This window comes from Seonamhaeicola sp. ML3 (assembly GCF_023273855.1).
Lineage (GTDB): Bacteria > Bacteroidota > Bacteroidia > Flavobacteriales > Flavobacteriaceae > Seonamhaeicola.
Genome location: NZ_CP096884.1, coordinates 242,696 through 258,085, shown reverse-complemented (window position 1 = coordinate 258,085; position 15,390 = coordinate 242,696). Strand labels below are relative to the sequence as shown.

The 15,390-nt window shown below is 33.6% G+C and carries 18 protein-coding genes; 10 read left to right on the top strand and 8 right to left on the bottom strand.

Annotated features, from left to right (window positions below; all coding sequences use genetic code 11):
* Nucleotides 1-8 precede the first annotated feature (8 nt).
* On the top strand, nt 9-1,073 hold the full coding sequence (locus tag M0214_RS01235; RefSeq protein WP_248723658.1) for a hypothetical protein: 1,065 nt from the start codon (nt 9-11) through the stop codon (nt 1,071-1,073).
* On the opposite strand, the gene M0214_RS01230 is transcribed toward M0214_RS01235, so the two are convergent.
* The 5 genes from M0214_RS01230 to M0214_RS01210 all read right to left on the bottom strand — a co-directional run bounded on the left by M0214_RS01230 (nt 1,070) and on the right by M0214_RS01210 (nt 5,849).
* Nucleotides 1,070-1,582, bottom strand: a complete 513-nt coding sequence (locus tag M0214_RS01230; RefSeq protein WP_248723657.1) for a plasmid pRiA4b ORF-3 family protein — start codon at nt 1,580-1,582, stop codon at nt 1,070-1,072. The two genes, M0214_RS01235 and M0214_RS01230, sit on opposite strands and share 4 nt — an antisense overlap.
* Nucleotides 1,583-1,618: 36 nt before the next feature.
* Nucleotides 1,619-2,572 (bottom strand): COX15/CtaA family protein, encoded by a 954-nt coding sequence (locus tag M0214_RS01225; protein ID WP_248724917.1) that lies wholly within the window; start codon nt 2,570-2,572, stop codon nt 1,619-1,621.
* A 182-nt stretch (nt 2,573-2,754) separates the two neighbouring features.
* Nucleotides 2,755-4,173, bottom strand: a complete 1,419-nt coding sequence (locus M0214_RS01220) for a CCA tRNA nucleotidyltransferase (RefSeq protein ID WP_248723656.1) — start codon at nt 4,171-4,173, stop codon at nt 2,755-2,757.
* 43 nt (nt 4,174-4,216) lie between these two features.
* On the bottom strand, nt 4,217-4,780 hold the full coding sequence (locus M0214_RS01215) for an L-threonylcarbamoyladenylate synthase (protein ID WP_248723655.1): 564 nt from the start codon (nt 4,778-4,780) through the stop codon (nt 4,217-4,219).
* On the bottom strand, nt 4,761-5,849 hold the full coding sequence (locus M0214_RS01210; RefSeq protein WP_248723654.1) for a glycosyltransferase family 1 protein: 1,089 nt from the start codon (nt 5,847-5,849) through the stop codon (nt 4,761-4,763). The genes M0214_RS01215 and M0214_RS01210 overlap by 20 nt, the downstream gene beginning before the upstream one ends.
* A 90-nt stretch (nt 5,850-5,939) precedes the next feature.
* Here M0214_RS01210 and M0214_RS01205 point away from each other — a divergent pair, with 90 nt between their 5' ends.
* Nucleotides 5,940-6,734: a lipopolysaccharide kinase InaA family protein gene (locus M0214_RS01205; protein ID WP_248723653.1), complete on the top strand. Its 795-nt coding sequence runs from the start codon at nt 5,940-5,942 to the stop codon at nt 6,732-6,734.
* A 4-nt stretch (nt 6,735-6,738) separates the two neighbouring features.
* Here M0214_RS01205 and M0214_RS01200 read toward each other — a convergent pair whose 3' ends face one another.
* Complete coding sequence (locus tag M0214_RS01200; RefSeq protein WP_305879789.1) at nt 6,739-7,509, bottom strand: glycosyltransferase family 2 protein; 771 nt, start codon at nt 7,507-7,509, stop codon at nt 6,739-6,741.
* Between the two features lie 42 nt (nt 7,510-7,551).
* Between M0214_RS01200 and M0214_RS01195 the strand changes: the two genes are divergently transcribed.
* Nucleotides 7,552-8,367: a glycosyltransferase family 2 protein gene (locus tag M0214_RS01195; protein WP_248723652.1), complete on the top strand. Its 816-nt coding sequence runs from the start codon at nt 7,552-7,554 to the stop codon at nt 8,365-8,367.
* Here the strand turns inward: M0214_RS01195 and M0214_RS01190 are convergent.
* Nucleotides 8,360-9,418 carry a glycosyltransferase family 9 protein gene (locus tag M0214_RS01190; protein WP_248723651.1) on the bottom strand — a complete coding sequence of 353 codons (1,059 nt, stop codon included), beginning with the start codon at nt 9,416-9,418 and terminating at the stop codon, nt 8,360-8,362. The two genes, M0214_RS01195 and M0214_RS01190, sit on opposite strands and share 8 nt — an antisense overlap.
* Nucleotides 9,419-9,504: 86 nt before the next feature.
* Nucleotides 9,505-10,320: a 2,3,4,5-tetrahydropyridine-2,6-dicarboxylate N-succinyltransferase gene (locus M0214_RS01185; RefSeq protein WP_248723650.1), complete on the bottom strand. Its 816-nt coding sequence runs from the start codon at nt 10,318-10,320 to the stop codon at nt 9,505-9,507.
* Between the two features lie 454 nt (nt 10,321-10,774).
* Here M0214_RS01185 and M0214_RS01180 point away from each other — a divergent pair, with 454 nt between their 5' ends.
* From M0214_RS01180 to M0214_RS01150, 7 genes are all read left to right on the top strand, one after another.
* Nucleotides 10,775-11,086: a hypothetical protein gene (locus M0214_RS01180; RefSeq protein ID WP_248723649.1), complete on the top strand. Its 312-nt coding sequence runs from the start codon at nt 10,775-10,777 to the stop codon at nt 11,084-11,086.
* 236 nt (nt 11,087-11,322) lie between these two features.
* Nucleotides 11,323-11,733, top strand: a complete 411-nt coding sequence (gene ruvX, locus M0214_RS01175; RefSeq protein WP_248723648.1) for a Holliday junction resolvase RuvX — start codon at nt 11,323-11,325, stop codon at nt 11,731-11,733.
* A gap of 44 nt (nt 11,734-11,777) precedes the next feature.
* Nucleotides 11,778-12,368, top strand: a complete 591-nt coding sequence (gene def, locus M0214_RS01170; RefSeq protein ID WP_248723647.1) for a peptide deformylase — start codon at nt 11,778-11,780, stop codon at nt 12,366-12,368.
* Nucleotides 12,369-12,421: 53 nt separating this feature from the next.
* Entirely contained in the window at nt 12,422-12,850 is a 429-nt protein-coding gene (locus M0214_RS01165) for a DUF5606 domain-containing protein (protein WP_248723646.1), read from the top strand.
* 101 nt (nt 12,851-12,951) lie between these two features.
* Entirely contained in the window at nt 12,952-13,623 is a 672-nt protein-coding gene (locus M0214_RS01160) for a Crp/Fnr family transcriptional regulator (RefSeq protein WP_248723645.1), read from the top strand.
* A 74-nt stretch (nt 13,624-13,697) separates the two neighbouring features.
* Nucleotides 13,698-14,567: an anti-sigma factor gene (locus M0214_RS01155; protein WP_248723644.1), complete on the top strand. Its 870-nt coding sequence runs from the start codon at nt 13,698-13,700 to the stop codon at nt 14,565-14,567.
* A 253-nt stretch (nt 14,568-14,820) separates the two neighbouring features.
* Nucleotides 14,821-15,390, top strand: a complete 570-nt coding sequence (locus M0214_RS01150) for a TlpA disulfide reductase family protein (RefSeq protein WP_248723643.1) — start codon at nt 14,821-14,823, stop codon at nt 15,388-15,390.

Below are 15,390 nucleotides of genomic sequence, written 5' to 3'. Positions count from 1 at the left end.
TTTACGGTATGAAGGACCTAAAAATTTCGAAACGAAAACCATCTTATCCAATAAGTGAAAAGCTAAGTGCTTACTTAACAGAATACAATAGAAACATAAAAATACCAATAAATTATGATGATTTATTGCGTTTTCAAGGTTCGGTAGTGGTTTACGATAAAGATGAAAATGACACATTGTGGGTACGGGTCTATTATAACGATTATGAACGCGAAGAAATTGAAGTATCCTTAAAAAAAGTATACACGATTTTACATTCTGATGGAAATGAAGAGGCGCATCCTTTTTTAAGTGTTGATGCTATAGACTACTGTACTTTTGGTAACTCCCGGCCGTTTAGGATAAAGATAAGAAACATCCTGAATGATAACTTCACCTACTTTTATGTTAAAACTGCAGACGCATCAAGAATTTACGGTTTGGAGTTTGAACACATGCTGTCTCCTTATAATTTGAATTTTTTAGTTTATGAAAATACACTTATAGAGGAACATATTTCTGGCATTCCTGGTGATGTATTTATAAAAACAATGTTACCAAATTGTACTAAATCAGAAAAATCTCAAATTGCTAAAGAGTTTGTTAAGTTTAATGAACGATGTATGATTAGGCTCTTAGGTGATATGAGATCATACAATTATGTAATTGTTCCTACGCACGATTTTGATCATGTAGTCTATAAAATTAGGGCTATAGATTTTGATCAACAGGCTTACGAAGGAAAGTTTAATATTTACAGGCCGCAATTTTTTAAGGAAAATCTTGAAATAGTACAAATGGTTTCGCAAATTTTAGGAAAATTGTCAATAGACCAATATAAGACAGAAGAGCGCTCTATTTTAGTTAAGCGTTTAAAAAGTTTTAACGATCGTATTGAAGTATTATTGACCTGTATGAGAGAAGACACTATTTCTACAAAGAAACATATAGATCAACTCAAGAAGGAGATTTACAAATATTCTAAAGATGAAAAGTTTTTGAAATGTAACACGATGGGACAGATTCTAAAGTGCGGATTGGAGTTTTTAACGACGAATTACGAGAACGTAAACCCACTAAAACTTATTGGTTAGTTCCAGTTTTCATCAAAATCTAGACTGTTGTAATCGTCTACGTCAAGATTATCCTCAAATTCATTAAAAACATCTTCACTTTCTGCTTCGAACATACGGTCTGGTGCTGTGTCTGGAATTTGACCGTGAACAAACATAAGATTAGGGTAATCGGTACTCTCGGCTTCGTCAACAATTTCAGCTAGTTCAACATAAAACGTCCACATGCTTAAAAAATCATAAATATAAATAAGCTTGGGGCTAGCTTCGTGTACCACATCGTTAATGGCGGTTTCGTTCATTAATCTTGCAGAGTTATCATCGCTTAAATCGAACAATGATATTTCTTCACCCTGATCCCATTGATCATTACTTAAATAAAACGAAGCCATTTCACTTCCGTCAAAACCAAAAGACTGTGTGATTATATTGTGTAAATCTTCAAGAGTATCAGTTTCTCTAATTTCTAAATCACGAAAAATATCATCTTCCGTATCATTGTCAAGTATTACTCTAAACCTATAAATCATGATAAAAAATTATGTCACAAAGTTACGTTTTTTTGGTTATTTGCTAAAGCGATGCAGGGTAAATGTCATGGCGCTTAACAAGAAAAATGCTCCAACTTGATGTGCAACACCTAACCAAACAGGAACTTGTAAGAGAATAGTGAAAACGCCTAAAATAAACTGTAATATTACTACGAAATTAAGTGCTTTAAGACCTTTGAGTTGGTCTTTGGAAACACTTAGTTTTTTAGATTTTATCCAAATTAAAAAGACAAAAACTACAACAATATAGGCTAGTATTCTATGAACAAACTGCACGCCACTTTTACCTTCAATAAAATTCTTGTATAATGGGTCTTGTTCAATATAAACAGTTGGGTGCATAAATTTACCTTCGCTCATTAAGGGCCAGTGATTATGAATAAAACCAGCATCTAGTCCTGCCACAAATGCACCGTATATAATTTGTATTAAAAGGACTGCTAAACCAAATCGAACCAGATTTCTGAATTTAGTATTAATTTCTTTCTTCTGGGGGAACATTAAATCTAATGCAACCCAAAACGTATAAGCGAAAGTTAAGAATGCCGTAGTTAAATGAGCAGCCAGTCTATAATGGCTTACATCAGGATTGTCTACTAGGCCACTTTTTACCATGTACCAACCTAAGAATCCTTGGAAACCTCCCATAAACATTAATATCACAGATTTCTTTATAGTAGCGCGACTCAGTTGTTTTGTAATTAAAAAATAGACGAATGGTATTAGGAATACGATGCCAATTAGCCTGCCAATAACACGGTGTAACCATTCCCAGAAATAGATGTCCTTAAAATCTTGTAAGGTGAAATGACTATTTAGCTTTTGATATTCAGGGTATTGTTTGTAAAGTTCAAAAGCCTCTTGCCATTCAACGTCGTTTGTTGGTGGTATGGTTCCTGAAATTAACTTGTAGTTGGACATAGATAATCCCGAATGGGTTAATCTGGTAATGCCTCCAACAACAACCATTATAAAGATCAGGAAGCAACCTGTTAGCAACCAGTATATTACTTTTTTATTGTCTTTTGTTTTAGCCACTTCTTTACAGATTTTTAATTTTCTAACTTCTAACTTCTAACTTCTAACTTCTAACTTCTAACTTCTAACTTCTAACTTCTAACTTCTAACTTCTAACTTCTAACTTCTAACTTCTAACTTCTAACTTCTAACCCTAATTTTTTTCCTTTTTTGAGCATTAATGTATATGCAGCTTCGTACTCGTTAGGGATGTCTCCTTCTAATATAGCTTCTTTGATGAATTCTTTAATAACTCCTATTTCACGAGAGGGCTTCAGATTAAAAGTTTTCATAATCTCTTCACCAGAAATTGGTGGTTGGAAATTACGTACATGATCTCGTTCTTCAACTTCAATAATTTTTTCTCGTACAATTTTAAAGTTGTTGTGGTATTTCTGGAATTTCTTTGGGTTTTTTGTGGTTATATCGGCTTCGCAAAGCGTCATTAAATCATCAACATAATCACCAGCATCAAAAACAAGGCGTCTTACCGCAGAATCGGTTACCATATCTTGAGCTAGCACAATGGGCCTAGAGCTCATTAGTACCATTTTTTGAACAAACTTCATTTTATCATTCAAAGGCATTTTGAGTTTTTTGAAAAGTTTGTAAACCATTTTTGAACCTTCAAATTCATGACCATGGAAGGTCCAGCCAATGCGTTTGTGAAACTTTTTTGTAGGCGCTTTTCCAATGTCATGTAATAGTGCAGCCCAGCGCAACCAGAGATTGTTAGTGTGTTTTGAGATGTTATCTACAACCTCTAGAGTATGGTAAAAATTGTCTTTATGACGTTGACCTTCTACTTCTTCAACACCTTTAAGCGCTGTTAACTCTGGCAGAATATAATCCAATAACCCTGTTTTTTCTAGTAGTAAAAAACCTATTGAGGGTTTATCGCTTTCTAGAATTTTATGAAGTTCTGAAACGACCCTTTCCATAGTTATGATTTTTATTCTAGACGAATTGCGAGTAATAGCTTCTAGGCTATTTTCCTCAATCTTAAAACCTAATTGTGTTGCAAACCGAATAGCTCTTAACATTCTTAAAGGGTCATCGCTGTAGGTAATGTCTGGGTTTAATGGCGTTCTTATTATTTTATTTTCTAGATCTTGTGTACCATCAAAAGGATCTAATAAATTACCGAAAGTACTTTCGTTTAAGCTCAAAGCCAAGGCGTTTATGGTAAAGTCCCGTCGGTTTTGGTCATCTTGTAAACTCCCGTTTTCTACTATAGGGTTTCGGCTATCTTCAGAATAAGACTCTTTACGAGCGCCTACAAACTCAATTTCAATATCCTCATAGCGCAGCATTGCGGTACCATAAGTTTTAAAAACTTGAACTTTGGGTTTGTTGGGTAAGTTTTTTGATACTTGCTTAGCCAATTCAATTCCACTGCCAATGGCTACAATATCTATATCTTTTGCGTCGCCTCTTTTTAGTAAAAAGTCGCGAACAAAACCTCCTATGGCGTAAGCACATAAATCGAGCTCTTCGACCGATTTTGATATTATTTTAAAAACAGGGTGTCTTAACGCTTCTTTGTAATTCATCGCAAATTCCTAAAAATGAGCACGTTTTCTAATAAAAAGAAGCTTACGCTTTAATTATTTTTACAATTCCAGAATTACTTAATTTGATAATTGAAGGAGTTGATTTTACGTAAACTTTATCTTTATGCAAATTTACGATATAGTCTACTCCTTTTAAAACCTCTGGAGCTATTTCTTTATAAGATTTTGGAGTAGTTTTTTCTATTACATTGGCACTTATATGCGCTATAGCACCATTTAGTCTTCTACAAAGCCAGTAGCATAATTCATTGTCGGGTATTCTAATGGGTATAGTTTTATCTTTGGCTATTAAAACCGAAGGAAGATTTTTTGCCTCATCGTAAATAATAGTAGTAGGTTTATCGGTAGCATCGATAATACTTTGTGCTGCAAAAGGGATTTCTCGTATATATTTTTTTAGCATCCTATCATCGGCGACTAGGCAGGTTAGAAGGTTTGTGTTTTTAGTTTTTTTTATGGAAAGCATTTTTTTTATGGCATCTTCGTTTGAAGCATTGCACCCCAAGGACCAGCCAATATCAGAAGGGAGTAAGATAACCCCACCAGATTTTAAGGTTTGTAAAGCTTTATTTACTTCGTTTTGCATTTTCAATAACCTGCTTATAGATTTCTATATATTGTTTGGTAGCATTTTCCCAGGTAAACATATTGGCCCGTTCAATATATTTCTGTTTGTAAAATTCTTTATTGCTGTCGTATTCTTTTAAACACTGAACTAATTTTTCTGCCATAGGTTTTGGAGTTAATTCTTCCCAATAAAAAGCATGCTTACCACCAATTTCTGGTAGTGAGGAGGTATTTGCCAGCATAACGGGAATACCAAATTTCATAGCCTCAATTATAGGAAGTCCAAACCCTTCATTTAACGAAGGAAAAACAAAAGCGGAAGCATGTTTTAAGTAATACTGTTTCTCTTCTTCGCTTATTCTTCCAACTAGGGTTACCCTAGTTTGGAGATTTAAATCTTCAATTCTTTTCTTTACAGTTTCGCCATAACTTCTTGAATTGTTCCCAGCAATAATCAAGTTATAATTGGGAAGATGTGCTATCATTTCTACTAGTACATGGAAATTTTTTCTTGCTCTAAAGTCACCAATAGCAAAAAAGTAAGGAGTAGTTGTGTCTACATTTGGTTTAAAATTTTCAAGATTTAAAAAACCTGTTGTTGGGTTTCCATTGTAGACAATATGCTCTGGAATATGACTTGGGATTTTAAAATGCTTGTGAGTAGATTTTTTAGCAAATTCAGAAATATATGTTATAGCATGAGCCTTATTTAGTTTTTCTTTAAATCTAAGATTTCTCTTGTGGTTTGGGTCGTTTGAAATTTCATTGATGAAATTAACATCGTGAATTGTTAAAACGTAAGGGATGTCTTTGTAAGGTTCTATTTTGGTATTTTGATTCAAGGAATGCCAAACATCATATCGGCTTTTTATCCTAGCCAATTTATATCTGCGTGCCCCGAAGTAAATCTTATATTTAAAAAACGAGCCGAATTCTTTTTTTATGGAATCCTTAAAACCAGCATGTATGGTAAATTGAAGTTCTGGGTCATTGATAGCCTCTAATGCTTTAAGTATATGTAGGTTGAATTGTCCAAAACCAGTATGTAGATTATTAAGGTTATGGGTCTCTAGAAAGATTTTATACATTTTTAAGCTTTTTGCAAAGAAAGACAAATTATTAAAATGAATTCTATTTGTATTCTATTAAAAGAAAAAAAGTAGTTGTAATATTGCGTTATGAAGCATTTTGAGATAAATGAACAATATCTACAGCAACAATCTGTAATTCATGAATTTGTAGATAATTTTGATGTTGACGGTATTCCGTTTGGTGACCAAGACAGGAATTCACTCAAGTTGTTTCAAATAGGAGATGATGTTATTAATATCAAGTCTTTTAGAGTACCCAATTTTTTCAACAGATTAGCCTATAATTTTTTTAGAAAGAGTAAAGCACAGCGTTCTTTCGAGTATGCCAACAAGCTTATTGCTTTGGGAGTTGGTACACCACAACCAATAGCTTATTTTGAGTTTAAATCCTTCCTGTTTTTTAATAAGAGCTATTATGTTAGTGAACAGCTAGACTGTGATTTAACTTACAGAGAACTTACTTTAGACTTGAACTTTCCTAACCATGAAGCTATTTTAAGGGCGTTTACAAGGTTCACTTATAACATGCACGAGAAAGGTATACACTTTTTAGACCATTCTCCAGGTAACACTTTAATTAAAATAAACAATGGCTCTTACGAGTTTAGTCTTGTAGATTTAAACAGAATGGAATTTAAACCTCTGGATTTTGAAACTAGAATAAAGAATTTCTCAAGATTAACTGTTCATAAATCTATGATTGAAATTATGAGCGATGAGTATGCTAAATGCATTAATGAAGATTACGATAAGGTATATAATCTAATGTTAAAGTATACCAAAGCCTTTCAAGAACGCTACTACAGAAAAATAAGATTAAAGAAGCGTGTGTTTTTTTGGAAAAAAAAGTACGCGAATAGGCCGACAAGAAGTCCTCTTTAATGAGCTAGGTCTGGTTGTTTTTACGTTTTTGAAGTTCCCTTAGTTTGGTATATTTCAAGAATGTAATATTTGCAGTTTGAACACAGATAACAAAACCATTCAACCCATCTAAAAACCCTAGTCTTAAAAAGAAAGCTTTGAAAAAAGCCCATGTGGGATTGAATACTATTTTCCATAGGTTTGAAGTCTTTCCTAAATCATAATACGATTTGGCAGAAATACTAGAAAAATGTTCAGTTTTCAAATTGAATTCTGAGTAGGACTGATAGGTCCAATGTAAGATATCTCCATTTAGAAAACCTACTTCATCACTTTGGTCATTCAAATTAACATTATCATGTGGGTTAATACCTTTCCAACGGGCTTTTCGTTTATCAAAAACTCTTAGTTTCTTGTTGGGGTACCAATCGGAATGTTTTATCCATTGTCCGCAAAAATTATTGAGCCTGTTGCAGTAATACCCATTTAACTTCCAATTCGATTTTAATGATTTTATGGATTTCTGAAGGGTTTCAGATAAAGCTTCGTCACCGTCCAGAGATACTATATAATTATTTGAAGCCTGTTCAAGAGCAAAGTTTTTCTGTTCTACGTAGCCTAAGAATTCTTGCTCAATAAAGGTAACATTAAATTTTTCGCATATAGATTTTGTACTATCGGTAGAGAAGGAGTCGACTACTATAATTTCATCTACAACAGGAACCAAAGATTGTAAACATTTTTCAATATTTCGCTCTTCATTATAAGTAATAATTACTCCAGATAGTTTAATCATAAAACAAAAAAGTGTTGGGTAAAAATAGTTATTTTTGCAGCAATGAAAATAGATGTATCTGTAATTTTTACAACTTACAATCAGCCGGAATGGTTAGAAAAGGTCCTGTGGAGTTTTGAGGAACAGACTTACAGGGATTTTGAAGTTATTATTGCAGATGATGGCTCTGGTGAGGATACTGCGGATTTAATAGAAAGGTTAAGAGGTCAGCTTAGTTATCCTATTCAACATGTTTGGCATCCGGATAGAGGTTTTCAAAAAACAGCTATATTAAACAAAGCAATTGTCTCTAGTAAAGGTGAGTATTTAGTTTTTACTGATGGTGATTGTATTGCGAGGAACGATTTTTTGCAGGTGCATGTAAGCAAAAGAAAGAAAGGTTGTTTTTTATCTGGTGGTTATTTTAAGCTTTCTATGCATATTAGCAAACTAATCTCCAGAGACGATATTGAAACACAACGATGTTTTGATATTGATTGGTTGAAAAGTAATGGTCTCAAGGCTTCATTCAAGAATAACAAAATAACAGCTAAAGGCTTTAAGGAAAAGTTATTAAATAGGTTCACACCAACAACAGCTACATGGAATGGGCATAACGCTTCAGGTTGGAAACAGGACATAATAGAAGCCAACGGTTTTGATGAACGTATGCAATATGGAGGTGAAGATAGAGAGCTGGGAGAGCGTTTGTTTAACAAAGGACTTAAAGCTATACAAATACGATATAGTGCTATTTGTTTGCATTTAGACCACGAACGTGGATATGTAAGTCCGGAAATGATTGAAAATAACAAACAAATTAGAGCCTTAACAAAAAAAAACAAAGTAGTTCGTACTGCTTTTGGTATTTCTAAATAACTTTTAAAAAGTCCCTTAACTTTTCTAATATAAATTCGGGTGTAAAGAGGTTGTAATAATTCTTGTAATCTTTTTTTATGTCTTTTAAGGTTTTCTGGTTGAATAATTCAGGCTTGAAATCTTTGAGGTGAAGCGAATCATTTTTTATGCCATCATCGAACATATTCCAGGCTTCTTTAATGATCCAAGGTGAAAAGATAGCAAATGTTGGGATGTCTAGAGCTTTTGCCATGTTTACCGCACCTCCTTCGTTGCCTATTAGAGCATTACAGTGTGTAGTTAAACCCATAAAGTCTCTTAGGCTCTTACCAAATACATCAAGATATATGTGTTCTTGGGTTTCTTTTTTGCAAAGTTTGTAAAGCTCTTTTACATCTTTTATTTGAGAAGGTATATAGTTGAATAACAATTGCCCTTTAGTTTCAGTAATTATAAAATCCAACAACTTAGCCATATAATGAAGCGGATAGGTTTTTTGTATTCCGCTTCCTAAAACACCTATCATAAACAAGGGTTTAGTTAAATCGATGCCATGGTCTACTAGGTATTTTTTAGCCTGTTCTATTTCCAAGTTTGTTAAATAGATTTTTGGTTTGAATACTTTTACATCTTCAGAAATTAGTGGCTTTAAAAGTTGTAATCTGTTTTCAATTGCTAATCCGGCATTGGTTTTAGGTTGTTTAGCTTCTTTAAATGTATGGGTGTAAATGGCTGATGTATACCACTTGTATTTCGAGATTTTAGTTTGAGCTCCAGAAAATAGCGAAACCAAATTACTTGAGAATTTAGAATAAATATCAACAACGATATCGTACTTTTCTTTTCTAATCGATTTAAGAAACGAAAAGAACTTCGTTTTGCTTTTTTCTGTTTCTGGGGTAAAGAAGACAAACTTGTCTATGAACGGATTGTTTTCAACAACTGGAAAAGTATGGGAATTTATTAGATAGTGTAATTCGGCTTTGGGATATTTTTCTCTAAGTGCTTCAAACAAGATACTGCTGGTAAGCACATCGCCAATCATTTTTTGCTGAATCACTAAAATCTTCATACGCTGGTTAAATTACAAATAAAAAATTCCAAACTCCAAAGTTGGTATATTTCGGAATTTGGAATTTAATTTTTTTGGTTTGTCATTTAAACCGCTACCTCGTTATCTCTAAGGGCATCGTTTAATGATGTTTTCTTATCTGTACTTTCTTTACGTTTACCAATAATTAGAGCACATGGTACTTGGTATTCGCCAGCAGAAAACTTTTTAGTATAACTTCCTGGTATTACAACAGAACGAGCAGGAACTTTACCTTTCATTTCTACAGGTTCATCACCAGTAACATCAATAATCTTTGTGCTCATGGTTAAAACAACACCAGCACCTAATACTGCTTCTTTTTCAACATGAACACCTTCTACCACGATACATCTTGAACCTACAAACACATTATCTTCTATAATAACAGGTGCAGCTTGCAATGGCTCTAATACGCCGCCAATACCAACACCGCCAGATAAGTGTACGTTTTTTCCAATTTGAGCACAACTACCAACAGTTGCCCAAGTATCTACCATGGTGCCTTCATCTACATAAGCACCTAAGTTAACATAACTAGGCATTAAAATTGTGCCTGGAGAAATATAAGCGCCATGTCTTGCTACAGCATGAGGAACTACACGAATTCCCTTTTCAGCATAGCCAGTCTTTAATGGTATTTTATCGTGGAACTCTAGAGGACCAGCCTCGATAGTTTCCATTTTTTGGATAGGGAAATAAAGTACAACCCCTTTTTTAACCCACTCGTTAACTTGCCAACCACCTTCAATTGGTTCGGCAACTCGTAATTCACCTTTATCTAATAAGTCTATTACGGTTCTAATGGCATTAGTTGTCTTTTCTTCTTTTAAAAGCTCTCTATTATCCCAAGCTGCTTCAATTATTTGTTGTAATTCAGTCATCTGTATTTTTTTGTTTGGGCAAAAGTACATGATTTTTTGTCATTAAAAAATGCATCAATGTCAAATACAATGAACAACTTAAAATAGAACTTTACTGTTTTTAGGCATTCAATTTTTATTTAATCAATATTTAGCCTGTTCAAAAGCATTACATAAGTATGGAGTGGATGCACTTTACCGATTAGCGTACAAAATAGGTTAAAAATAGGATGTTTTTAATCTGATATGAAATGCACTTTATAGAGTGTGTTTTTCTGATTTTCCAGAAGAGAAACAAAAACATCGATGAAATGCATGCTTAATGTATTTTAACCGAAAAAAATCTGCTTTTTACCAGTTAATCTGGGGTTTTAGACACATTCTCTAATAAACGAATATTCGAGGTTTTACAACTATTTTTTTCCTTTTCAGCTTTGGTGTCGATATATCTTTGAAGTGTAAAACAATCCAAATCATGACAAAAAGAATCTACATATTATTAGTTTTAGTTTTAAGCTTCACTTTCGCAAACGCTCAAAAAGCTACTGTTGAGGTTACTGTTGAAACTACTAAAACTGTTACTGTTTCTGAAGATAATGATACTGCGGTTGTTGCTAACGATACTTTAAATACTGAAAAAGAAGAAGTGTTGTTAATTAGCGAAGAAGAATTAAGAACATCTATCGCAGGTACTGCAAGTGATATAAGAACTTATTTCAACAGAGAAAGAAATGTTGACAACATTAAATTATTGTTCCCTAAAGTAAATAAGGCAAAAAAAGCCTAAGACTCTCAAAGGTTTAATAAGTAGGTTAAATTAAAAAAGGCTGTTCGTAATGAACAGCCTTTTTTTTGAGAAAAACCTCTTGAGTTTACTCATAGTATCCGTTAAAGTTGCCATTCCCGTGAAATTGAAGATTCATGAATTCAATAGTAGGAAGTGAGAGCCTACTAATAAAACGGGAATCTAAATGAAGAGTTTGCTCAAATTCTTTATTACTTTTACCAAAAATTAATTCATTAATGGCAAGAATTTTAGCAATAGATTACGGTACCAAAAGAACAGGATTGGCAGTTACAGACGAACTTCAAATAATAGCCTCCGGTCTTACTACTGTTAACACCAATGAATTGATTAATTATTTAAAGGACTATGTTAGTAAAGAAACCGTAGAATTGTTTTTAATCGGTGAGCCCAAACAAATGAACAATACAGCATCGCAAAGCGAAGTCTTTATTGTAAAGTTTATGGAGATTCTAAAAAAAGAAATTCCTCAAATTCCAATCAAAAGGGTAGATGAGCGGTTTACATCCAAAATGGCATTTCAGACCATGATTGATAGCGGATTGAAAAAGAACCAACGAAAGAACAAGGCTTTGGTCGATGAGATTAGTGCAACCCTTATTCTTCAGAGTTATTTGTATTCTAAATAAATTAAGTATTCGTATTTTTGCGACTTTAAAAGCAAAATGCAGTTATGATATTACCTATAGTAGCCTATGGCGACCCCGTTCTTAAAAGAAAGGCAAAAACGATTTCTAAAGATTACCCCAATTTAGATACGCTTTTAGAGAATATGTTCGAAACCATGTATGGTGCTTATGGGGTTGGATTAGCTGCTCCGCAAATAGGGCTGCCTATTAGAATTTTTTTAGTAGATACAGAACCCTTTGCCGATGATGAGGATTTTTCAGAAGAAGAGAAAGCACAATTAAAGACCTTTAAGCGTGTTTTCATCAATGCCAATATTCTAAAAGAAGAAGGCGATGAATGGGCATTTAACGAAGGCTGTTTAAGTATTCCGGATGTTAGGGAAGATGTTTTTAGGCAACCAACTATAACTGTTGAGTATTTCGATGAAAATTTCGAAAAACATACCGAAACATTCGATGGACTCATAGCTCGTGTTATTCAGCATGAATACGACCACATAGAAGGCATTTTATTTACCGATAAACTTTCTAGTTTAAAGAAAAGATTGATAAAAGGAAGGTTAAATAATATCTCCAAAGGAAAGATAAAAGTAGACTACAGGATGCGCTTTCCAGATCAAAAAAAGAAACGTTAATATTTGTAATATGATAATAAAGGCTAGATATTTGCGCCTTTCAATAAAATAGTATGAGTTTAGAAAAATTACTTTCAATATCAGGAAAACCTGGGTTATACAAATTAATAGCCCAAACCCGTGGCGGTTTTGTGGCCGAATCTTTAATAGATAATAAGCGAATGTCTGTTGGTCTTCAAAATAATGTAAGCGTTTTAAGTGAAATCGCTATTTATACACTAGCAGAAGAAGTGCCGTTAAAGGAAGTTTTCAAGAAAATAAAGGAAAAAGAAAATGGAGAACAGGCTTCTGTAAAACCAAAAGATAGTAAAGATAAGCTGGAAGAATATTTCTTTGATGTATTACCAGATTATGATGAAGACCGCGTATATGCTAGCGATATAAAAAAAGTGGTACAATGGTATAATCTTCTACAGAGTCACGATATGCTTCATTATTTAGATGATGATGAAGATGCTGTTAGTACAGACGAAGAAGAATAAAATACAAACCTCCTAAATAAGGAGGTTTTTTTATGCGATTTTGTAAGCTAATGAGTTGTTGTGCGACCTATAAACAGCTAATAAATTCAATCTCAATCTTTATGAAATCGCTTTGGTTTTTTGATGATGTAAATCTCTTTAGAGTATTGTGTCCCCATAAATTTAAAGCCTATAAGGCCAATCATGATCTAGATTCATACAAAAAACAAGATTATATTTATTTTGAAGAGGATTCTGCGAATAAAGTCTACTTAATAGAAAAAGGAAAAGTAAAGATTGGTTACTACAACGAAGATGGGACAGAGGTAGTAAAAGCCATATTGACCAGAGGAGAATTATTTGGAGAAACTGCTATTCTAGGCGAGGAAAAGAGAGAAGAATTTGCCCAATCTGTAGATAATACAACCAGTATTTGCCCTGTTGGCGTTGAGACCATGCACGATTTAATGCGTGATAACCAAACGTTTAGTTTGAAAATTTATAAACTCATTGGTTTTAAACTGAAGCGGTTAGAAAGGCGTTTACAGATTTTACTTTTTAAAGATGCCAAAACAAGGTTGGTGGAGTTTTTAGAGGAATTGTGTTCAGATTATGGATACGATTGTGAAAAAACAGGAGATAAGGTAATCCATCATCCATATACACAAAGAGATATCGCCTCTCTTATTGGAACTTCCAGACCCACATTAAATATACTTCTTAACGAACTTAAAGAAGAAGAGGTGATTGAATTTGGTAGAAAAGAGATAAGAATCCATAAAAAAATTGCCTAGTGTTAGTTAGCTAACATTTTGAGAAATCGTCGCAATATACTTTTGAAGTATTAAATAATTTAAAAGATATTGTAATGATAAGAAAAGCATTTTTAGCGATTTTAGCTTTAGGATTTTTAACGGTTTCATGTAGTGAAGACGATAATCCAACAACAACCTCTAATTTAACTTTAGACCTTACCGGTTTAGAAGCTCTTGGAAATGATTTTGTATATGAAGGATGGATTATAGTAGATGGTAGTCCTGTGTCTACGGGAACATTCTCTTCGGTGACGTTTCCTCAAACTTTTAATGTAGATAGCGAACAGTTGGCACGTGCGACTACATTCGTATTATCTATAGAGCCAGCTGTAGATCCGGATCCAGCTCCAGCTGATACCAAAATCTTAGCAGGAGATTTTTCAGGAAATCTGGCCAGTGTTAGCTCTAATGGTATTGTTGGGGATTTTAGTGCCTCTACTGGGAAGTATATTTTAGCTACTCCTACCGATATGGATGACACGAACGAGGCTAGTGGTGTTTGGTTTTTAGATAATTCTAGCGGAAGTCCTGCACCAGGATTAAGCTTACCTACACTTTCAGCAGGTTGGAAGTACGAAGGTTGGGTGGTTTTCGATGGTACACCAGTAAGTACAGGAACTTTTTTAGCAATGAACACAGCAGATGATAACGCTGCAACGTCTATTTTTAAAGGTGATTCAGGAAATGGACCAGCTTACCCAGGAGAAGACTATTTACAAAATGCACCATCTGGTTTAAGCTTCCCAACAGATTTAAAAGGCAAGACTATTGTTGTTTCTGTAGAACCCTATCCAGACAACAGTCCAGCACCATTTACGTTAAAACCATTGGCTCATATGGTGCCAAGCGATGCCATGAATCACACCGCTATTGCTATGGGAGATGGTCCTGTAAAAAGTCTATCAGGAGTAATTAGTAGATAATTTAAAAGTGCTATGAAGAAGATTAATTGCAGTTCCCCAATGTTTTACATTGGGGTTTCCTATAAATTGTCATCCCGAACTTGTTTCGGGATCTAAACTAAAAGTTTTTTTTCAGAAATTCTTTTAGTTGTTTTTGTTAGATTTGAAGCATGGTTTTTTAACCATGCTTCTTTTTTTAAGGAATATTTTCTATGACATTTAGAATGATTCATTGTTAAGTATTTCAAAATATTGTGCTAGAACTAAGTTGTTCATGAAATTAAAAAAACCAAAATTTAGGGATGTACTGTTTTTAATTGTGGTAGCCCTTTTAATTATACCTCAAACAAGAAAACCCATTCAAGTATTTTTAAATAAAGGCTTAGCGCTTATTTCACCTTCGGTATTAAGTGAAGAAAATCAAGGGCATATTGCTGGCTATAGTTGGAGTTTAGTACAAGAAAATGGTGAAAACTTTAATTTTGAAACATTAAAAGGTAAAGTAATCTTGGTGAATTTTTGGGCGACATGGTGTCCGCCTTGTATCGCCGAAATGTCCAGTTTACAGGAGCTTTATGACGATTATAATCAGAAGATTGAGTTTGTTTTTGTTACCGATGATAGCTTTAAGACAGTAAATCAATTTTTGAAAAAGAATGATTATAATTTACCTATTTACAGATCGGTTTCAAATTTTAATAAGATATTTGAGCTAAAGAGTATTCCTAGAACATTTTTGGTTGATAAAAACGGTAAAATTATAATAGATAAAACTGGAGCAGCAAATTGGAATAGCGAAACTGTTCGGGAAATCATAGACAAATTAATTCTAACAAAATCTTAA